This window comes from Shewanella sp. Choline-02u-19 (genome assembly GCF_002836205.1).
Classification (GTDB): domain Bacteria; phylum Pseudomonadota; class Gammaproteobacteria; order Enterobacterales; family Shewanellaceae; genus Shewanella.
The window spans coordinates 3410591-3432497 of the sequence record NZ_PJBE01000013.1 but is presented as its reverse complement, the minus strand read 5'-3'; the positions used below and the strand labels follow the sequence as shown (position 1 = coordinate 3432497).

Genomic DNA, 21907 nt, shown 5'->3' with positions numbered 1-21907 from the left:
GACTTCTTCTTTGTTAGTGATCAAACTGTACTACCAACTCCAATAGCCTACCACTTTGCGCCGTAACCTCTTTGCTGCAGCTTGCTGCATGTTCACAATTTTTTATGAACATATTCGTGCTCGATTTAAGATCCATCGCATTAGCGTAAACTTGATTAATGACAGTTGATTGCTCTTCAGCACAAACTGCTATCTGTTCGCCGTTGGCTTCCATCAGATGCAGACCATCGCTAACAGATTGCAAGCTGTCAGATAATATCTGATTTGATTCAACACTTTTTTCAGTCAACTCGTGACTCTGTTCCATTTGACTGACAGCTTGTGCCGTTGTCTTGCTTAGTGTATCGATGATTGACTGGATCTCATGGGCGGATGTTTGAGAGTGATTAGCCAAGCTTCTAACCTCATCGGCAACTACCGCAAAACCCCGTCCAGCTTCACCCGCGCGTGCTGCTTCAATTGCCGCATTGAGTGCCAGCAGGTTTGTCTGCTGGGCTAGGCTATCAATCACTTCCAATACCGACTTTACTTTTACACACTGTAATTCGAGCTCTGAAATTGACTGATGTGACTCCGACAACAACCCAGTGATCTCAGAGGTGGTTGTTTGGCTTGTCTTCAATGCTGATTGAGTGGTTTCGATCTTTTCAACCAAAGTTGAAATTTCATCGGCGGAGCTGGTGGTACTCTTTGCTATGTCGGTTACTGCTTCATTCATCTGCCCAATGGCGACAACAACCTGCTCAAGATTTGATGATTGCTCAACTAGATGAATTTGATTGGAATTATTCTGTTTATCATGTTCCACCATACTCTCTTGTAACTCTTCAGAGCTGTTCTTAACTCGGCCTAAAATGGCTAGGCTCTCCGCTCTTTGCATTCTTAAGCTTAATTCAATGTGGGATAATTCATCTTGATATCCAGTATAAATGACCTGATTTAGCGCGCAGTCATGAACCTTTTTACTCATGGTCATCAGATGATTAAGCCGTGTGTTTAACCGTCTTAATGGTAGAAAGAAACTGAATAGACCAACAGCGCCTAACCCCAGACTAACGGGTATAGATGATATTGTGGCTAAGTAGATCATCAACAATGAGATAGCCCAACTAAGACCTAAAGATTGAACAATAGAGAGACGATTTTTAGGTTTAATTTTTTTACCACTATTAATGGCGTCGTAACAGGCTTGAGCTCTCGCCTTTAGTGATGGCTCTAGTTTAGTTCTTACAGATTGGTATTCGGTGACTTTTCCCTGATGTCTTATCGGCGTGACAAAAGCATTCACCCAATAATAGCTGCCATCTTTGCACTTATTTTTGACCAGCCCCATCCAAGAACGACCACCTTGAACTGTTTGCCAGAGATCTTTAAATGCTGCTTTGGGCATATCAGAATGTCTAATAATATTATGAGGTTTACCGACCAGCTCAGACTTTTCATAACCACATGTTTGTAAGAAGTCCTTGTTCACATGAGTGATGTAACCATTAAGATCGGTGGTAGATAGAATTTTATAACTATCTGGGTAGGTTACTTCTTTTGATTGTCGCTGATTCTGATTTTCCATAATATTTTTGTCTAAAATTATCTGAGTTTCCACATTGCAGCACCATAGAACATCTTGTTTATTAAAAAATAATTATTAGTAACTTATCAGACTCACCTTTATTGTTTTTTTGAGTCTTGTGATGATGTTCTCAATTATTAATACCATGTAAAGGGATGGGTAAAGCATTAACCAATCAGGCTTATTGGGTTACTTATGGTTACACAGGTTTTAATTTGTAACTCACCCCCACTGCTGAAAAGTGGGTCGAGATTGTAGCTTCTTCCTTTATCTTCATTGATGGAGGTTAGATTGACTTGCAGCAAGGCCCTGTTATATCTGGACGAAAGTGGCTGGTATTTAAAGCTATTTCTATCTTTTCGCCATGGGGTGATCGGGGTTTAGTTGCAGTAAATCCCAAAGATTGCCATATAAATCCTCAAAGACCGCTACAGTGCCGTAGTCCTGCTCTTTCGGTTCGCGAACAAAGTTGATACCAATTGACTTCATGTGCTCATAGTCACGCCAAAAATCATCAGTATTCAAGAAGATGAATACTCGCCCACCGGCTTGATTGCCAATAAAATTGTGCTGTTCAGGTTTAGAAGCCTTAGCAAGCAGCAAAGTCACGCCATGTGAATTTGGTGGCGCCACAACAACCCAACGTTTATCTTGCTCCGATTGATAAGTATCTTCAATAAGCTCAAACTTTAGCTTGTTGACATAGAAATCTATCGCTTCGTCGTAGTCTTTGACTACAAGTGCAATATGGACAATATTCTGCTTCATTTTCTTACCTATAGTGAGAACTTTTTCGGTTACATTGGGCCCATTTCAACGGGCCATTATATATTTGGCCAAAGTATCTCGCGAATAAAAATGAAGTAAGCTATTAGCTGCTCAGCTTCAAATTATTGTTAGGTATACTTTATTACCAGAGTCCCAAGGTGATCTTTGGCTTTAAATATATCTTTACCGACAACGAACACACGGTATCTTGGATCATTGGCGGTATTGAAAGCGGGTATATCATTTCGAATAGAACGAACCCCAAATTTTTTCAGTTTATGTTCTAGTTCTTGAGCTTGTGTTTCTTGTATAAAAAAGCCGACCAAGTGCCAATGCTCTAAATTTAGAATGTAGTCATAGAAGAATTTGCAAGCGTCAATTTCCGAGCTTGACCAATAGATGGGGTTAGCATCTATTCCTCTTTCGGAATAAAAAACAGCCCACGCACCTCCAAGTCTATCCAAGCAATAAGCATCGCTCTGGCGAGACAAAACAGTAAAGCTTTCTGGTGTGCAACCTTCTGCTAATAATTTTTTAGTCAACTCTGATGCGAGCACTTAATCCCCCCTAAAGCTTATTCAATAGTAGCTCGATAACGTTCTTGGCTGCGCACTTGTCTTGTCCAAAGTTAGCACTGCTAAGCTATTATCCTAAATTGTTTATTTTTGTAATACCACGACTTTGGCTAAGCAAAGCTTGATACTTTAACTTTTGCGGATCCAATCGTCTGTGGTGGTGCTGGACAGGAAGTCCGAATGTCGTGATTACATGGTCGATGACGTTCCCGACATCATAGTGATATTTCCCATATTGCTATGGGTCAGATGGGAATGAACGACCGTATGTGCAGACACTTTTTAATTGGAAAGTCACGCTGTCCCAGTGTCTGTGTTGTTAATTTAAAAATACAGATATAAGCCCTTAACCTCTTAAGCTAGGAATAACACTATCTTCCCCGTTGGAAATTTTCGCTTTTCAGACAATTTCGCCGGGGCGCTGAGGGTTTGCTAAGGGGTACAAGCGCTTTACCCCTTGGCTCAGGTGTGGGCGAAGCACCACGACCTTATCGGCCGTAGGCCGTGCTTTAATCGCAATTAGCTAACCCCAAACTCACCCAAACCCACATAATTCAATGAATGTGAAAACAAAAATCCCCGCATATAGCGGGGATTTGATAGCAACTAACAAATGCTATTTAGTAAACAACTGCATGATAATGACGATAATCAACAGCGGGCAAACGAACTTGACATACACTGGCCATAGCTTCCAAAACAGGCTGTCAGCTTTTACTCCATCTTGCGCTGCAATGGTGTTAATCAACTTGTTACGGCTCCAAACCCAACCCAAGAAGATGGCGATGCCTAAGGCGATTAACGGCTGAGCTCGCTCGGTGGTTAAAGTGATCATCAATCCAAATAGGGTGTTGAAGTTAAACACCACCACCATAGATAACACAGCGATAAGGGCACCAACCAATAGCGTTGCTTTATCGCGGCCTAGTGATGTTTTCTCTACTATGTAGCTGGTGGGAACCTCAACAATAGAGATAGCAGAGGTGAGGCCTGCAATGGTCATCAACATGAAGAAAATAATGGCGAGTAGATACTGACTTACACCGCCTAATGTATCAAATAGCGCGGGTAATACGGTAAACACTAAGGTGTCTGAATTGAGCAAACTGCCATCTTCTGCGAATATCTGTACGCCGTTGTGCTGTGCAACGTACATGGCTGGGATCACCATTAATGCCGCTAAAAATGCAACACTGGTGTCGGTTAACGTGACATAAGCGGTTAGCTTGCCGAGATCCTCATTTTGGTTTAAATAGGCTCCGTAAACCATCATTGCACCGGTACCTATGGTTAGCGAGAAGAAGGTTTGTCCAAGGGCTCCAACCAGTACGTCGGCTTCAAATATTCGGCTAAAATCAGGTACGAGTAATACTTCAAGCCCTTGCATTGCACCCGGTTGCGTTAATATGTAAGCCACCCCGGCGACTAAAATAATCAATAACATTGGCATTAATCGTTTTGACCAGCGCTCGATCCCTTGCTGCACGCCTTGGCGAATAACCAAAATGACCATGGCGATAAAGACCAGCGTAAACACCAGATTGCGGGAAAGCGAAAAGTCCATTAACCAAGCCGATACCTGTGGCTGATTGGCCATTTGTGCCACTGGCGCGAGGGCGAAACTCACAAACCAACCTGACAATATGCTGTAAAAAGTACAGATGAGGGTGGCGGTAATAATGGAGATAAAACCGATAGTTTTACCTATCTTTTTAGCCATAGGATTGTTGGCGATTTTTGCCATGGCGTCTGCCGGGTTGGTTTGACCGTGGCGACCAATCATCAGCTCCGCAAGTAACATCGGGTAACCAAGCAGCAAGATCAAAATGAGATATACCAGTAAAAATGCGCCACCACCATGAGTTGCTGCCTGCGTAGGAAAACCCCAAATATTACCCACGCCAACAGCGCTGCCTGCAGCGGCCATGATAAAGCCAATTCTAGAGCTGAAATGCCCCTGTTTTACAGTGCTCATAAATGATCTCGAACCAATGAAAGAGCGCGCATGATAGAGTTTTAAATACGTAGGTCAACGCAATCAATAGGCGTTAATGTCGGTAATACAAGTAGAGTTAATCTTAATTTTGCATAAAACCAAGATTAAAGCCTTAAAACTCACAAATTGACGATTTTATTTTGCGTTGATGAGCGTTTACCGCCCTTGTGGCGCAATTTAATCATTTATTGGTTTATTAGAAAAGTGCGACCGAATCCACAGATTATAGTCGCAATAGGCAAGACTGGAGGCTGGTTTGCGCTAATTTAGTCAGCAGACTGAGGGAGCGGGATCTGTGTTTGGTTTTTGACCTGTTTAAGTACAAAGCTTGAGTGTACACCGGCAATCTTTTCATTGGTGGTGAGTTTATCGAGCAGAAAAACTTTAAAAGCGGACATGTCTTTAACCAATACTTTTAATTGGTAATCGGCATCACTACCCGTCAGTAAACAGCACTCTTGTACTTCGTCATAAGAGGCAACTTTGGCTTCAAATCCCTCTAAAGTCTCACTTGAATGCTTTTCGAGTCGCACATGAATATAAGCGGTCAGCGCTAAGTCAAAATGTGCAGGGCTAAGCAAGGTGGCATAGCCTGCAATATAACCCGCTTCTTCTAACGCTTTGACTCTGCGAGAACAAGGCGAAGGAGATAGACCGACTTTCTCAGCAAGTTCTTGGTTAGACAACTTTCCATGTTGCTGCACCAGTTTGAGGATATGCAGATCAATTTTGTCTAATTGAATGTCAGCCATTGGGGTTTCTCTTAAAAGTCAGATAACGTCTTAGGCAGCATACCCTTATTCTATTTAAGTTCAAGGTGTTGGAGCTTACCCCCTATTCGTTTGCTGATAGTTTCTGCACCCTATTCACTCTTATCAACAGTGTTTGTATCACTGCAATGCTGCTTAAAGCGATAATACCGCCAATGACGGTTGAGGCGAGAACATCTTGTGGCCAATGCATGCCGAGCCACATGCGGCTAAAGCCCATTGCAATCGCCCAACTAACGAGTGCTGTTGGCAATAGAGTTTGCCCTGCTAATAACAGGTAGAAACTAACCACTAGCGCCAAGGTGACGGCAAATAATGTGTGACCCGAGGGGAAAGAATAACCAACCTCGTGCTGCCAATGTCCTTTAATGGCAGAGCTTAAGTTAATATCGGTGCGAGCGACTTCCAGTTGTTCAACGGCAGTGCTAATCATCGCTCGTTTGTTTTTTTTGTTGTGTTGATAAAAGTCATCGGTATTGAGCAGTGATTCTTGAGCGAGTAGCGCAGCATAAGGTCTTGCTTCGGCAAAAAAGGGTTTTAAAAAATGATTAAGGCTTAGGGTGGCAGCCATGCTGATGGAAACGGCGAGTACTAGCTGTAAAAACTGAGGCTTAGCAAGACTGCGATAACAAGCGATAAGAATGACAATACCCGTGGCGATGCCATAGGGTGCAGTGCCAGTGCTGGTGATCCAATACAGTAATTGTGCAAAGTGAGTATCGAGCTCAATGCGCGGGAACATGGTGACTGAAAAAATATAAAGGCTCGCAGGGATAAGGATCAACATCGCCCAGCCTATGAGTAGGAGTTTGGAACTGGTTTTAGCGTCACGATGTAAAGGGTTCAATATGGGCCTCAGTGAGCAAGATGGTAGCTGTTGTCTGTTACCCAGAAGCACTCTGTGAAACTGGAGTGGGCTGGAGTTATATGGCATGGCAGATTAATGATTAACGGCAGGCTATGCTAGTTCAATTACATGAAGTGTAAATTAAACTTGTTTAACTGATATCAAAATGTTTGAAAGGCTTTTGCACCAGCGCGGGTCTATTGCTGGAATTAACTACTGAAAAAGATTGAGAGCCCTACATGCTAACTTCATTCAAATCATTGTCAGTTGCAAGCAGCGTAACAATATCCCGTTACTTGTTAGGCAGCTTTTTGTTGCTCACTGCCATAACTCGCTTTACCGCGGCCGATAGTCTGTACTTCACTAAGCAACTGCTTGAAATCAATCTCCCCACCATGCCTTGGTTAGCCGCTGTTTTAGGTATATTGCAATTAGTTGTCGTTGTTGCGCTTATGATGCCAACTCAGCGTTGGAGCCAGATCATGCTCTATGTTTATGCTGCATTAGCGACAGTGCCGTTATTCATGCTAGTGACTCATCCCGTTTGGATTGACGCGTTAGGGGGATTTCCAGCGATTGGCGCAGGGCAGGGACTGATTAAGTATTTGGGGATTTCAGCCGTTTCGTTATATCTGGCCTCATATTATGCCAACCATACAATAGTTAACAAAGTGGCGGTGAAACTGGTGCTTGCTGGCATTCTATTGGTGATGGTTTGGATCGGAGCGATGAAGTTTACCCAAATTGAAGCGGATGGTATTGAAGGGCTAATGAGCACGAGTCCGCTGTTTAGCTGGATCTACTCACTCTTTAGCGTGCTGCATGGATCTTACTTCATTGGTGTGGTCGAGTTACTCGCGGTGACGGGGATGCTGTTAGGGCGTTGGTCTGATAAGGCTTATGTTTTTGGGCTTGGGATGGCGGCGTTAACGTTTGCTGCGACACAGACTTTTATTATTACGCTGCCAGCTGTGGAAATCAGCTTAGGTTTTCCCGTTTTGACTGGGAGTGGCCAGTTTATTGTTAAAGACTTAGTGTTACTGGCGGGGTGTCTAATTCTATTTGCACAGCGCAAGCCAAACTAAAATATGCTTATTTGAGAACAGGATAGCCATAATATAAAAAAGCACCCGCTTAAAGGGTGCTTTTTTGGGTCAAATAATATTGAGATTAGTCTTCAGCGTTCAGCTTAGCTTCTAGTGCATCCACTTGAGCTTGCAGTGCTTCTAGTTTTTCACGGGTTTTGATTAATACATGCTGCTGTACTTCAAACTCTTCACGCGAAACAACATCTAACTTCTGTAGCTGGTTTTGCAAAACTTGCTTACTGCGTTCTTCAAATTCGCCGGCAAACTGCTTTAGTCCACTGGGTAGACTTTCGCTAAGTTGCTTGGCAACTTCTTCGATTTTCTTTGGATTGATCATCTTTAATATCCGCTAGGGTGCCTGTTCAGTATGGCAGTGATTGTACCTTAGGAGATGGCGATTGCCAAAAGATTCACCATTTGCTGAGTGCCGTGTAGAGGCACTTCGGCAACAGATAAAAAAAAGGCCCACAACCATATCTCGTCGTGGGCCCTTATGCTGTCGGTTATGGATTACGACTCCGGTTGTAGCTCTTCATCAAATACTGGCAAAGGCTGGTGCTTTTCTGCCAAATAGGTATAGATAACGGGCAATACAAACAGGGTGAAAATAGTCCCGATGGCAAGGCCAGAGACAATAACCAGTCCAATATTGAAACGGGCAACTGCTCCTGCACCTACAGCAAAGAGCAATGGTATGAGTCCCGCTATCATTGCTGCTGTGGTCATTAAGATCGGACGCAATCTAATGGTGGCTGCGTGCTTAATAGCATCTACTCTACTTAAGCCGTTATGCAGTTGCTCCTCTTTGGCGACTTCACACATTAAAATACCGTGTTTGGTAATAAGGCCAACTAAGGTTATGAGCCCGACCTGGGTGTAGATATTCATCGAAGATAGCCCCATAACGTGGGTCCAGCCAAGTGCGATTAACGCGCCACTGATGGCTAATGGCACAGAAACCAAGATCACTAGCGGGTCTCTCAGGCTTTCGAACTGGCTAGCGAGAACCAAAAAGATAATCGCCAGTGCTAAAGCAAATGTCGCATATAGCGCTGAACCTTCGGTGACGTATTGACGGGCTTCGCCAAGGAAGTCGTAGCTATAACCTTTAGGTAAATCGTTATCACCAATGTTTTGCAGGAAGGCAATCGCATCACCAATAGCAACACCTGGGGTGGCTACGCCGCCAACCGTTACCGCATTCATTTGGTTGAAGTGCGGTAATGATCGCGGCTCTGAGATCATCTCAATGTCGACCAAGCTGGATAACGGAATAGAGCGCCCGTCAGCCGCCGTCACGTAATAACCTGCAAGTGATTCAGGGTTAGCACGATATTTGCGGTCCACTTGAGGAATAACCTCATATGAGCGCCCGTCGAGGTTGATACGGTTAACATAACCATCACTCATCATTGTGGTTAGCGTAATACCAATATCTTGCATGGTGATGCCATAAGCACCGGCTAAATCACGTTTGATGTGGATTTTCATGGTGCCTGAATCAAACTTAAGGTTAATTTCTGAGTAAACAAACAGTGGGCTTTGCTGCACTTTTTCAAGTACGCCACTACCAATTTGAAACAGACTCTCAAACGATGCTGAACTGGTGATCACAAATTGTATTGGCAAGCCACCAGAGGCACCAGGAAGCTCAGGCATTTGGAAGGTCGTAACCGCCATACCAGGAACCGTTTTAACTTCTTTTCCGAGTATTTTTTGCATCTCTTTCTGGCTTTTATCTCGCTCACTCCAAGGCACCAGCGGTGCGATACCAAATGCTTGGTTCGCATTTGGCACACCCACAAAGGCAAGTGATGCAGCCGCTTCGGGATGGGCAGTGATCATGTCTGTGACTATCGACATATTGGACTGAATATAATCCAAGTTAGCACTTGAAGGTGCTGTGCCCATCATCATCACAACGCTTTTGTCTTCGTTAGGAGCCAGCTCTGAGGGAATAAAGCTAAACATCACTGGTAAAGACGCAAACACAATTATGGCAAATGCGACGATTACCGGACGGTGATTAAGCACTGCACTTAACATGCGGCTGTAGCGGTTGGTGAGGCCATTAAGAAAACGCTCAACGCCACGCTCGAACCTATTCGGCTCAGAGTGGGCTTTGAGGATCTTAGAGCACATCATTGGCGATAACGTGAGTGCCACAATACCGGAGATAAATACCGCACCAGCAAGGGTGAGTGCAAACTCTTTAAACAGAGAGCCAGTTATTCCGCCCATTAACGCAATAGGTGCATACACTGCGGCTAACGTAATGGTCATTGAGATAACAGGGGCTGCTATTTCACGGGTACCTATTATCGCTGCTCTAAAGGGGGTTTCGCCAAGTTTGATATGCCGGTCGACATTCTCAACGACCACGATGGCGTCATCCACCACTAAGCCAATCGCCAGCACCATCGCCAGCAGTGTCATTAGGTTGAGTGTAAAGCCAAACATCAGCATGACGACGGCAACACCAATCAGTGACAACGGGATGGTGACTATTGGAATAATGACCGCCCTGAATGAGCCCAAGAAGAGGGTGATAACCACAATCACAATCAGTGCCGCTTCGCCAATCGTCTTGATCACTTCATTGATCGATTCATCAATCGCCAGTGACGAGTCATAAAGGATACGCGCCTTCATTGATACCGGCAGGTTACGGGTGATATCTGGCATCATCGCACGCGCATCAGCAGCCACAATCAGTGGGTTAGCTGTTGGGGTGACGTCTAAGCCAATAACAACCGCTTCTTGCCCATCGGCGAGTGCGCGGTAAACGTCATGGCTTTTTTCTAAGCTGACATCGGCAATATCACCAAGACGAATAACCAGGCCGTCCTGACTGCCGACCACCAGTTTTTCTAACTCGGAAACGGTGGCGACTTGGGTGTCTGCGGTGCCATTAAACAGGGTGAAAGTATTGTTTGCCTGACCCACTGCAGATTGATAGTTGTTAGCTTGTAGTACGTTCATTACGTCGGTCGACGATAGGCTAAAAGCCCCCATACGTGCTGGATCTAACCAGATGCGCATGGCGTACTTAATACCGCCATAAAGGTTGACTTTGGCGACACCATCAATGGTGAATAATTCTGGCTTTACCACGCGCTCAAGATAGTCGGTAATTTGGCTAGAGTTAATTTGCTCACTGTAAAATGAGATGTATAACACCGATGTCTGCGAGCCGGTAGACATGTCAACCGTTGGGTCTTCTGCTTCTTTAGGAAGCTGCGACCGTACTGAGTTAACTTTAGCGAGAATGTCTGCCAATGCCCCATTGGGGTCGGTGTTGAGTTTCATGTAAACGGTGATTTTTGAGCTACCCAGAAAACTGTCTGAGGTCATGAAATCAACGTTGTCAGCTTGAGCTAAAGCTTGCTCAAGCGGCTGGGTAATAAAGCCTTGTATCAAGTTTGAATCGGCACCGTAATAACTGGTGGTGACAGTGACCACGGTATTGGTCATTTCAGGGTACTCTCGAACCTGCATACTGTTTAGCGAATAAAAGCCAAGTAATAGGATTAGAAAGCTAATTGACGCAGCTAACACAGGTCTGCGGATAAATATATCAGTAAAGCGCATGACTCTGACCTCCGCTTATAGCTGTGGCAATGTGGCGGGAGGCGTTAATGCTTTATCCTCACTCACACTGATTTTGCTATTGTTACTCAAGCGAACTTGGCCTGAGGTGACGATCATATCGCCAGGCTTTATCTCGCCTGTCACTAACGCATTATGAATGCCACGTTCAACGACATTCACGTTGATCTGTTTAACGCGTTTAACTTGCTCGCCGTCTTCGACTTTGTCTTCAATGACATAAACTGAGTTGCCGTAAAGGGTAAAGCTGATGGCCGTTTGTGGTAGCACGATTTGCTCAACGAGTTCAGGCAACAGGATGTCGACTTTAGCAAACATCCCGCTACGCAATTTTGAATCGGTATTGGGAATTTGTGCCTGTACTTGAATCAAACCACTTTGGTAAAAAACAGCGGGTTCAATTGCCGATATTATGCCTTCAAAGGGTTCGGTCGGATAAGCGTCAACATAAACATGCACAGCTTGTCCTGTCGCGATATGCGGTAACTGCGTTTGTGGAATGGTGAAACGAATTTTCATGGTGCTGATATCTTCAAGACGCACAATTTTAGTGCCTGTTTGTAGGTACTCACCTAAATTGACGTTACGAATACCCACCAAGCCTCCAAAGGGAGCGCTGATTTCACGGCGGCCAATTGTGGCGCTTAAGCCTTCGCTATCAGCCACAAGTGCCAAGTATTTTGATTCACTGTTATCAAGGTCTTGTTTAGACACTGAGTTCTGTTGGTACAATTTGGTGAGTCGCTTAAAGTCTTCTCTCGCGGCAGGCAGCTGTACTTGCTTACTCTTAAGGTTGGCTTTCTCTACTTTAGAATCGAGCTCAATCAGCATTTGGCCTGTTTCAACACGGCTACCGTTTTCAAATTTAATTGCTGACACTACACCTGCAAGTTCATTGGCGATAGTGACCCCTTGATTGGGCTCCACAAAGCCAATGGCATTAATGGTCGACTGCCAAGTGTTTGATGCAACAGTGATCGCGGTCACTGGAGCGACTGGCTCGGGCATATTAGCAATAGCATCGGCAATTTTACCTTTTACAAACAGGTTAAATCCAATGACAGAACCAAATGCGAGTACGGCGATAATTAACATTACCAGGGTCCATTTTTTCATGTCCTGATAGCTCCTTTAATGAGTGGGTTTAATGGGGATTAGAATCGTTTTCCAGCATAGATCGCAAGCAAGTTCGATTTCATGGGGTTCATACTGGATCTGTCCACGACGAGTTGTTCGAGCGATGGCCATGGCAGGTTCCATAGAGAGCGCATATAAGGCGCGTGGGTGCAAAGGCTGCATAATGCCAGCGGCTTTGCCCTCATCAAAAAGTTGCTTTAGTGGTGCAAACAGGGTGATTTCGATATTGCGGATCTCTTCATTATTGATTTCAGGTAGATGAGCATACTGCTCATAGCTTAAATTTGTTGGAGTGCGCTGTTTACCAAAACTATGCATTTTTAACCATATACGTTTAAACCTTTGCTCTAATGTACCTAGCTGGTGGTCTTCTAATATAAACGCTGCAACATGCGCTAGGACGTCCTTCCTAAGCTCTAAGATCAATTCGTTTTTGTCTTTAAAGTAGCGATAGATTGTGCCCGCCGCGACACCCGCTTCATTAGCCACTTGTTGCATTGACAGGCCTTGAATACCACTAGAAGCGATAATCTTCTCTGTCGCTCTTAAAATTAAGTCACGTTTGTTTGGCATAGTTGTTACCAGGGTATGAATGAACGTTCATTCACTAGTCTAGTGATCACACCGAGAATTGGCAAGAAATATAAAGCGTGCGGAAGACTCTTTACAAAATTGAACTACAAAAGGCAGATAATGTTCTATTAATTATAGTCTGTAAAAATAGTGACGAGTATCGTCAGCTATAAGCGCGGCCCTTAGGGTTCGTTTCAATGCTTCTATTCTTTTACGACTAGAATGCGTTACGAGCTTTTCGTTTAGCCCGCTAAGCATCATCGCTGAAGCTGTGTACTAAAATCATTATTCTTTACGGTAAAGAGTCAAACAAAAACTAAGCTCGGAAGATCTACAGCCCTTAGCTTTCTGCTATCATTCGTTTTCTAGTACCCCCTTTCATATACCTTGGTTGTTAAGTACAGATGAAGCTCAATCCCGGACAAAATGAAGCCGTCCACTATGTCAGTGGCCCTTGTTTAGTGCTTGCTGGTGCAGGTAGTGGCAAAACCAGAGTGATTATTAACAAGATTGGTTATCTGGTCGACAAGTGTGGCTATAAGGCCCGCAATATTGCCGCTGTGACCTTTACCAATAAGGCTGCGCGCGAGATGAAAGAGCGTGTCTCTAAGTCTATGGGGCGTAAAGAAGCTCGTGGTCTATGGATTTCGACGTTTCATACTCTAGGGTTAGAGATCATCAAGCGTGAGCATAAAGTGGTTGGGTTAAAGCCTGGATTCTCACTGTTTGATGATCAAGACACTTTATCTTTGCTGAAAGAGCTGACGCAAGACGAGTTAGATGAAGATAAAGATCTATTACGCTCGCTGGCGACCACTATTTCCAATTGGAAAGGGGATTTGGTTATTCCAGAGCAAGCCACCAAGATTGCTAAGGATGAGCAGCAACAGTTATTTGCGGTGCTTTACCATCGCTATGCTCAGCACATGAAAGCGTATAACGCGCTCGATTTCGATGATTTAATTCTGTTGCCTACTTTATTGCTTAGACAAAATGAAGAGGTGAGGACGCGCTGGCAGACTCGGTTTAAATATATGCTGGTGGATGAGTATCAAGACACTAACACTAGTCAATACGAGATGGTGAAGTTGCTCGTGGGTGAGCGGGCTCGTTTTACCGTGGTGGGTGACGACGATCAGTCAATCTACTCGTGGCGCGGGGCTAAACCGCAGAATCTGGTGTTGCTTGGCAAAGATTTCCCTAAATTAAAATTGATAAAACTGGAGCAAAATTACCGCTCTAGTCAGCGTATTTTACGTGCCGCAAACATACTGATCGCCAATAACCCGCATATTTATGAAAAAGCCCTGTTTAGCGAACTCGCTTATGGTGAGCCTATTCGGGTATTAATTGCGGCAAATGAGGAGCAAGAAGCTGAACGGGTTGTGGCGGAGATTATTCGACATAAGTTTGTTGGGCGTACTCAGTATGGTGCCTACGCTATTTTGTACCGCGGTAACCATCAGTCTCGTTTACTCGAGCGGGCGCTAATGACCAACCGTATCCCTTATAAGCTTAGCGGCGGGACATCCTTTTTCGGTCGAGCTGAGATTAAAGACATCATGGCTTACCTGCGCTTGGTGGTGAATCCTGATGACGATAATGCCTTTTTACGGATTGTTAACCTGCCTAAACGAGGTATTGGCCCTGCCACATTAGAGCGTTTAGGTAACTTCTCTAACAAAAAACAGATCTCAATGTTTGCTGCCATTTTTGAGGCCGATCTGAACCATGAACTGCCTCCAGCGGCGATGGCTTCTTTGTACCAGTTTGGCCGTTTTGTGGTTGAAACGGGAGAGGTCGCTTTGCGCGGCGAGCCCGTTGAAGCGGTAAAGCAGTTGATCAGAAAGATCAATTACGAAGACTACCTCTACGAAACCAGTACCAGCGCTAAAGCTGCTGAGATGCGCATGAAAAACATTTCGGAGCTGTACCGATGGGTTACTGAAATGCTTGAAGGTGACGATCTTGATGAGGGGATGACACTGCAGGAGGTGGTGGCTCGCTTAACGTTACGCGACATGATGGAGCGTAATAGCGAAGATGAAGGTGGAGACCAAGTGCAGTTGATGACCTTACATGCGTCAAAAGGCTTGGAGTTCCCATTCGTATTTATGGTCGGCGCAGAAGAACGCATTTTGCCTCATCAAAGCAGTATTGATGAAGGTAATGTCGATGAAGAGCGTCGCTTAGCCTACGTAGGGATCACGCGAGCACAAAGAGAGCTGTGGTTTGTGATCTGTCGTGAGCGCCGACAGTTTGGTGAAACGATACGTTGTGAACCCAGTCGTTTTTTGATGGAGTTACCACAAGATGACTTGATCTGGGAAAATCGTAAGCCAGTGCAAAGTGCAGAACAACTACAGCAAAAAGGTAAGAGCAATATTGCTAACCTGAGAGATATGTTTAAGAAGTAAATGTTTTATTTTTTACCGCGCAGCAGATCCGCATTCTGCTGCGTTAAGCGCACACTTGGTTTTTTGCGCTATTAAGTTCAAATACTTTACCCAGCGCAATACCTTGGCCTTTCTTAAAGCCTATCTCTGATAACACTTGGCAGTGTGCTTTACTGCAAATTCCCACCGCGAATATTTCAAGCTCTAGTGCACGAGCGGCGCAGTAATAGGCTTTTATAAGCTTGAGGTACTGTTCACTTTCGAGGTGAGTTGCGTAGCTTGGATCTAGCTTTAATGACTGAATAGGTAAAAAGGTTAAGCTGCTTATAGCGCTATGAGCGCTGCCGTAAGCTTCTATCCCTAACTGCACGTTGAGACTGCTGAGTATTTCAAAAGCGTTAATGTGGTTATTGGTATTTTGTACGAAGGCTTTCTCATTGAAAAAGAGTGTTAGTTTGCTCAGATCAAAGCCGCATTGCTTAATCTTATTCTTTAATGATCTCAGTGCATGCTTGTGATTTAAATGCTGGCTTGATATTGAAACCTGCAAATGGAAGTCGACGCCAAATTGCTGTTCTAATGTTTGAAACCCCTCATTAATGCCTGCTAGCAGGTAATTATCCAACTCTATAAGCAAATTGCAGTGCTCAGCAATGTTATTGAGCTGCAATTGCTTCACTTTGCCTAGTGTTGGATGATGCCAAAATAATCTTGGTTCAAATGCAATGACCCGCTCAGTGTCGAGTTCCATTATAGGTAAGTAGCTAAGTTGTAGCTCGCCTTTTTTAAGTGCCATCTTGAGTTCGTTTTCTAGCTCAAGTTCTTGGACTTGTTGCTTATTGTTACCGTGATCAAAGATCACGTAGCAACCTTTACCTTTTGATTTCGCTTGGTACATTGCGTTATCAGCGTTGCGCAGCACCGACTCACTCGTGTCTGAATTGCTTGAGCCACTCATGGCGACTCCGATACTGGCACTGGAGTTGACTTGTTGGTTTGAGAGGGTGAAGGGGTGGGACAACTCAACTAATACACGCTCAGCGACATCTTCAGCATCTTTCTGATTGCCAACGGAATCCAATAAGATAACAAACTCATCACCGCCTAAACGGGCTAGCATGTCGTTACTGCGAATGCAGAAGTGCAGGCGTTTGGCTGTTTCAATTAGAAAACGGTCGCCCTCTAGATGACCTAAAGTGTCGTTTAACAGCTTAAACCTATCCATGTCGATAAACAGCACTGCAAACTTGTCGAGAGTGTGGCGTCGAGCATGCTTAATTGTTTGCGATAAACGCTCCATAAACATGGCGCGATTAGGTAACCCTGTGAGGTTATCGTGTTTGGCGTCATGTACCAGTTGTCGCTCAATGCGTTTACGCTGATGGATCTCTTCTTCAAGATCCTCATTTACACAAGCAAGCGCCTGAGTGCGCTCATGTACCTTCTCTTCTAATTGTTCGTAGCTGAGTTGCAATGACTCTGACGAGAGTTTTTTCTCTATCGCTGTGGCGATATGCTGCGAGACAAAGGTAAGCAGCTCTAAGTCTTTTTCTTGGTAGTTTTGGCTATAGCTGTAACTGTAAATGGTGAGCGAACCACTGACTTTTCCGTGGATTAATAATGGTAAGCCTATCCACTGGTTTATCTCTTGGGTGTCATTGAGTTCAGGGGCTTCACAATAGAGCTCTCCTGATTGAATTAATGCATTAATGTCACTGCGCTCTAATAATCTAGGTTTATGGTTTAATAAAATGTACTCAGTTAACCCGTCACTAACGGCTCTAGGCTTAGGAGAAGGTAGATCAAACTGTGAAACAAAGTAGGGGAAACTTAAGGTGTTTCGTTCTTCGTTAAGCAACGAGATAAAGCAATTATTGATTGGGATAAGGTGACTAATGACCCGATGAAGCTCTTCGTAAAACTCTAGGCTATCAATATTGGATGTTGCGAGGTCCGCAATCTCAAACAAAGACTGCTGCAATCGCTCGGCTCTTCGTCTTTCATAGACTTCAAGTTTCAACTTGTTGTAAGCAATGCTGAGCTCTTTGGTGCGAGTTTCGATAGCGAGCTCAAGTTGCTCTTGATATTGCAAACGTTCAACGACAGCAGAGATATGATGGCTAATGAAGTTCATCAGTTCTACTTCTATATCGCCATAGTGGATGTTGGAGTCATAGCTTTGCACCACAAGCACCCCAGTGGTGCACTCTGCGCTCCTAATTGGAACCCCTACCCACAGATGACAGTTGCTGCCTTTGGGCATAATAGCGTTAGAGTTGACGAGCTGTTGGTAAGTGTCGTTATTGCAAACCAGTGCTTGTTCGGTTTTAAGCACATAACCCGTCAAACCGCTATAAAGCATTTGGGATAGATCTTCATTGGGGTAACAATCTTGTGGATGTCGATCTTTTTCATCTGCAAAAAAGGGAATTTCAATTCTTCCCGTAACAGGATTTAGTGTCGCGATGAAGAAATTATCAGCAGCAATGAGCTTTTTGAGGGATTGATGCAAAGATGAGTAAAACTCTTCAGGTGTGCTGACACTGGCAGCTAAGTTGGAAATATCCAACAGAGCGTTTTGAGTGATCTCAGCGCGCTTGTATTTAAGAGCCAATACTTTTAAGCGTGCAATCCTTTTGTGCAATCTCACAGTTTCTGTCGACTGCAATGTTTCTTCCCTAAACATGCATTTCCGCCAAGCGCTATTTTTATTTTGATCATGATTTTAACTAATCTTTATAAATAACATGAAAAATGTTTATATCCAAAGCTTTATTTTTGTCCAATCGTGCTATAAAACCGTACAAACGACTCAAATCTTGAGCAAGCAGATGAAAAATGCAAATCAAGTGTAGACGGGGGGGTGTTTTATCCATATTATATGCGTCGCTAACAAGGCAAGGCACCCATAGCTCAGCTGGATAGAGCGCACCCCTCCGGAGGGTGAGGCCGAGGGTTCGAATCCTTCTGGGTGCACCAGATAGGAAACGGATGTTTTGTTAGTAGGAAATAGCAGTGGTGATTGTAGCTCAGTTGGTAGAGCCCCGGATTGTGATTCCGGTTGTCGTGGGTTCGAGCCCCATCAGTCACCCCATTTTTCCTCGTGTTGTTAGAATAGTTTTAAAAGTTCGGTGATTAGCGCAGCCCGGTAGCGCATCTGGTTTGGGACCAGAGGGTCAGAGGTTCGAATCCTCTATCACCGACCACATTTAAAAGATAACGAGTTTACTCGGTATTTAGTTAGACAAAAGATTTTCGGATTCTTAGTAAAATAAGAGCGCAGCCCGATAGCGCATCCTGATTTGAAGCAAGAGCGGACCAGAGAGTCAGAGGTTCGAATCCTGCTTTTTACAAGATACCGACCATCTTTAAAAAGTTTACGGTGATTAGCGCAGCCCGGTAGCGCATCTGGTTTGGGACCAGAGGGTCAGAGGTTCGAATCCTCTATCACCGACCACTTTACTAGAAAGCCCTTCGAGAAATCGAGGGGCTTTTTTGTTGGTTAGAATTAAAGGCTTCGAATCCTACTTTTAACGACCGACCACTTTCGAAAAGCCTCCTGATTTATCAGGAGGCTTTTTTCGTTTTGATTAAAGCCAGGTTCAAATCCTCATTTTTTATGAACCGATAGCCGACCACTTTACTAGAAAGCCCTTCGAGCAATTCAAGGGCTTTTTTGTGTGTTGAATTTACTTGAATATTCCACTTCTGCTGTGTATTGATCGGAAAAACGATCATGTTCATCCAATCAATGCGCATGAGTTAAGGCATGAGTGCAGCTGGATTGACAGCATACTCAATACATTTGGTATTTTGAGGAAAGCAATTTTAGAGTTCAAAGCGATTGAAATTTTACTGTAGACAAACAAAAGGCCTCTGTTGAGGCCTTAATCAATTTGGTTATGCAGGTGCCTCGCTATAGCTCAATGTCTATTGGTGGTGATACATAGCCCATATAAGCATTGGTCTTTAAGGGGACGAAACGTGCTAACTGCTGTTTCTCTTCTATGCCGGTGACGATAACCTCAATGTCTAGCCCTTTGGCTACATTGATTAAGGCACGGCAAAGCTCACTGCTATGCTCACTGTCATCATAATATGCAAATGATTGATCTAACTTAACATAGCTAGGTCTTAAGCTTTGTAAGTAGCGCATTGAGCCAAACTGGCGACCAAAATGATCGATACCAAAGTGTGCACCATTGTCTCTAATAACCGTACACAGAGCTTCACAAGCCTCTGGGCTGCTATATACCGCCGCTTCTGGTATATCAAAACATATACGTTCTCTCAACGCAGATGATCGCAGCAATTTATTGAGCCACTGATGGAACTCAATGTCATTGATACTTTCAAACGTTAGGTTGATAGCAATAGGTTCAAAATTACGGCCGAGTAAGTCTTTTGCACTAATAGTTTCGATTAAACATTTATCGAGTAAAGTGCCCAGCGATAATAGTTCAATATAAGGCATGAACTGACCCGCAAACACTTTTTTATCACCGATCTCTAGCTGACAATAAAGCTCTCTTTGTAGTACTGAATCATTGTCATTAAGTAATATAGGTTGCCACTTAAACTTAAACTTGCCACCGCTAATTGCGGTACTGAGGTGCTCTCGCCATTGCTCGCGAGTAAACAGTTGTTTCTCATTTGTCTCAAACCAATGGAATACTTTATTTTCCTGCAGTGATTTTTGCAGTGCATTGTCAGCCTGCGCCAAAATGTCGCTAACCGTCATTTGACCTATGCGTTCTGCAATCCCTAGTGCGAAGCCTTCATTTGGCTTACAACCGGCTTTAGACATTTCTTGGTTAATGGTGCGAATAAGGGTCTGCAAGTATTTACTGGTTTGATCATGCTCAGAGCTTGTGATCAGAAACGCAAACTCATAGGCGGCAATACGGGCGATGACGGATGTGGTCACGCCGTCTAAATGCTGCTTCATTTTTTCAGCTAACAGCTTGATGGTCTCATCTCTTACTTGGTAACCATATTTACTGTGGACCTCTTCAAGCCAGTCCATTTTAGCCATAATAAGCGCACCGTTCTTCGGCTCGCTTAACCAGCCATTCAACCTACCCATCATGTATTGACGATTGGGGAGGGTAGAGACTTGGTCAACTAGGTTTTTCTTTCTCAGCTCGCCGACCTCCTCATCAAGAGAGGTAAAGATCTGTTTGAGTTGCTCAGACATGCTATTGAAGGCTTGAACGACTGATTTCAGCTCAAGGGTTCTAGGCACCACCATATCAGGGCCAAACTTTCTATTGGCTATCTCTTTAGCATGTTCCGCAATTTCATGTAATGGCTTCAAAATCCACGTAAGGCCAACACGGGCCAAAATAATTGCAATTAAAAAAAGTATGGAAAAAACAATGATTGCATTGGTCATGGTGCGCCACAGTTCATGGTAACCAAAACCTGGGTGGGCGGTGATCTCTAGTCTTGCTAGTTGGATCCATCCTGAAGTAATCGTGCTTTCTCGTCGAATTGTCTTGAAGAGGTCAAGGTCAATAAACCACTGCGGCACACCTTCAATAGCGACTGGATTTTGCCAAGCTTGCTGTTTGCCATCGACTAACCAAGTTAATTTGACCTCTTGGTAATAACCCCCTTCGAAGATGACATTGATTAAGGTTTCTGCACCGACAATATCGCCCGCTTCTAAATCGGGTACCAGCATGATACCGAGCGAATTGCTGGTATTGTTGAGGTCAGATTCCATTTGCTTGGTCAGAAAGCTCTGAGTTTCGGTAAACTGCACATACCCTAAACTCGCTACCACTAGCAAAAATAGAACAAACAGAAGTGTGTATATCTGTCGAAACAGTGTCATCTTGTTAACTACTCCAGTTTTAGTTTAGGTTGTTTGAGTCGCTCAACACCTAAACGTTGTTTTAGGTCATTCCACTTCGCAAGTTTCGATGATGATCCTGCTAGAACGCCTCGTCCTTTTTCTTTATTTAGCCACAATTGTCGACCGTTAAAACTGTATACCGGGATTAGATCCTTGCGCTGCGTTGCTGGTTTTATGGATTTATCAAGGTTATCTAAAACGAGGGGGATGGAAGAGGGAGTTTCATAGTAGGCAAGCACCATATGGTATTGGTTTACGCTGGTTGCCTTAACCATAGTAATGCGTAATTTATCTTCTGAAACACCAAGTTGGAGCAACGTGAAATACTTTGCGATAGAAAAATCTTCGCAATCTCCGCCGCTAACGCCAATAAACTCCATTGGCGTAGCCCAATAATTCTTATTTCCCCAAAGTTTTATATCTTCGACAAAATGAAAGAGGTTAAAAAAATTATTAACCATCAATATTTTATCGCTATCTTGTAATTCCCTCGCTTCGTCAAGAATTTTAAACCAAGCTCTAATACGTTTACCCGCCCGCTCTCCATATTGAGATTCTATTGTTTGGGTAATATGTGCAGAGTCTAGTTGTGGTACTGGATTCGCGTCTAGATAAAGAGAAGACACAGACAAAGCCAATACCGCCAATTTGAATTGACAGACTTTTTTTAATTTTTTTAATTTATAAAGCCTGTCATTCATACTGCGCTAGCTCGTCT

General features: G+C 43.9%; 15 protein-coding genes and 4 tRNA genes. 6 read left to right on the top strand and 13 right to left on the bottom strand.

Going from position 1 to position 21907, the window contains the following annotated elements:
- Positions 1-13: 13 nt before the first annotated feature.
- The 6 genes from CXF83_RS21685 to CXF83_RS21660 all read right to left on the bottom strand — a co-directional run bounded on the left by CXF83_RS21685 (position 14) and on the right by CXF83_RS21660 (position 6526).
- On the bottom strand, positions 14-1603 hold the full coding sequence (locus tag CXF83_RS21685; protein WP_232775174.1) for a methyl-accepting chemotaxis protein: 1590 nt from the start codon (positions 1601-1603) through the stop codon (positions 14-16).
- A 318-nt stretch (positions 1604-1921) separates the two neighbouring features.
- Complete coding sequence (locus CXF83_RS21680; protein WP_101089406.1) at positions 1922-2338, bottom strand: VOC family protein; 417 nt, start codon at positions 2336-2338, stop codon at positions 1922-1924.
- A gap of 128 nt (positions 2339-2466) precedes the next feature.
- The gene (locus tag CXF83_RS21675; RefSeq protein WP_101089405.1) at positions 2467-2895 is read right to left on the bottom strand and encodes a hypothetical protein; all 429 of its coding nucleotides are present in this window, start codon (positions 2893-2895) and stop codon (positions 2467-2469) included.
- Between the two features lie 634 nt (positions 2896-3529).
- Positions 3530-4888, bottom strand: coding sequence for a sodium-dependent transporter (locus CXF83_RS21670; RefSeq protein ID WP_101089404.1), 1359 nt, complete (start codon positions 4886-4888; stop codon positions 3530-3532).
- Positions 4889-5175: 287 nt separating this feature from the next.
- Positions 5176-5661, bottom strand: coding sequence for an Lrp/AsnC family transcriptional regulator (locus tag CXF83_RS21665; protein ID WP_101089403.1), 486 nt, complete (start codon positions 5659-5661; stop codon positions 5176-5178).
- Between the two features lie 82 nt (positions 5662-5743).
- The gene (locus CXF83_RS21660; RefSeq protein ID WP_232775173.1) at positions 5744-6526 is read right to left on the bottom strand and encodes a phosphatase PAP2 family protein; all 783 of its coding nucleotides are present in this window, start codon (positions 6524-6526) and stop codon (positions 5744-5746) included.
- Between the two features lie 239 nt (positions 6527-6765).
- Between CXF83_RS21660 and CXF83_RS21655 the strand changes: the two genes are divergently transcribed.
- Entirely contained in the window at positions 6766-7611 is an 846-nt protein-coding gene (locus CXF83_RS21655) for a DUF417 family protein (protein ID WP_101089401.1), read from the top strand.
- An 85-nt stretch (positions 7612-7696) separates the two neighbouring features.
- On the opposite strand, the gene ubiK is transcribed toward CXF83_RS21655, so the two are convergent.
- The 4 genes from ubiK to CXF83_RS21635 all read right to left on the bottom strand — a co-directional run bounded on the left by ubiK (position 7697) and on the right by CXF83_RS21635 (position 12933).
- Positions 7697-7951: a ubiquinone biosynthesis accessory factor UbiK gene (ubiK, locus tag CXF83_RS21650; protein WP_101089400.1), complete on the bottom strand. Its 255-nt coding sequence runs from the start codon at positions 7949-7951 to the stop codon at positions 7697-7699.
- A 173-nt stretch (positions 7952-8124) separates the two neighbouring features.
- Complete coding sequence (locus tag CXF83_RS21645) at positions 8125-11205, bottom strand: multidrug efflux RND transporter permease subunit (protein ID WP_101089399.1); 3081 nt, start codon at positions 11203-11205, stop codon at positions 8125-8127.
- Between the two features lie 15 nt (positions 11206-11220).
- Positions 11221-12339, bottom strand: coding sequence for an efflux RND transporter periplasmic adaptor subunit (locus CXF83_RS21640; RefSeq protein ID WP_101089398.1), 1119 nt, complete (start codon positions 12337-12339; stop codon positions 11221-11223).
- Positions 12340-12354: 15 nt separating this feature from the next.
- Complete coding sequence (locus CXF83_RS21635; protein ID WP_232775172.1) at positions 12355-12933, bottom strand: TetR/AcrR family transcriptional regulator; 579 nt, start codon at positions 12931-12933, stop codon at positions 12355-12357.
- A gap of 404 nt (positions 12934-13337) precedes the next feature.
- On the opposite strand from CXF83_RS21635, the gene rep reads away from it, so the two are divergent.
- Positions 13338-15350: a DNA helicase Rep gene (gene rep, locus CXF83_RS21630; protein ID WP_101089397.1), complete on the top strand. Its 2013-nt coding sequence runs from the start codon at positions 13338-13340 to the stop codon at positions 15348-15350.
- 43 nt (positions 15351-15393) lie between these two features.
- On the opposite strand, the gene CXF83_RS21625 is transcribed toward rep, so the two are convergent.
- Positions 15394-18015 carry a bifunctional diguanylate cyclase/phosphodiesterase gene (locus CXF83_RS21625; protein WP_101089396.1) on the bottom strand — a complete coding sequence of 874 codons (2622 nt, stop codon included), beginning with the start codon at positions 18013-18015 and terminating at the stop codon, positions 15394-15396.
- A gap of 216 nt (positions 18016-18231) precedes the next feature.
- On the opposite strand from CXF83_RS21625, the gene CXF83_RS21620 reads away from it, so the two are divergent.
- The 4 genes from CXF83_RS21620 (at position 18232) to CXF83_RS21605 (ending at position 18786) form a co-directional block, all read left to right on the top strand.
- Positions 18232-18308, top strand: a tRNA-Arg gene (locus CXF83_RS21620).
- Between the two features lie 39 nt (positions 18309-18347).
- Positions 18348-18423: transfer RNA gene (locus tag CXF83_RS21615), tRNA-His, on the top strand.
- A 35-nt stretch (positions 18424-18458) separates the two neighbouring features.
- Positions 18459-18535: transfer RNA gene (locus tag CXF83_RS21610), tRNA-Pro, on the top strand.
- 174 nt (positions 18536-18709) lie between these two features.
- A tRNA-Pro gene (locus CXF83_RS21605) sits at positions 18710-18786 on the top strand.
- Between the two features lie 459 nt (positions 18787-19245).
- Here the strand turns inward: CXF83_RS21605 and CXF83_RS21600 are convergent.
- Positions 19246-21168, bottom strand: a complete 1923-nt coding sequence (locus CXF83_RS21600; protein ID WP_101089395.1) for a bifunctional diguanylate cyclase/phosphodiesterase — start codon at positions 21166-21168, stop codon at positions 19246-19248.
- Positions 21169-21176: 8 nt separating this feature from the next.
- Entirely contained in the window at positions 21177-21890 is a 714-nt protein-coding gene (locus tag CXF83_RS21595; RefSeq protein ID WP_101089394.1) for a transglutaminase-like cysteine peptidase, read from the bottom strand.
- Positions 21891-21907: the final 17 nt, after the last annotated feature.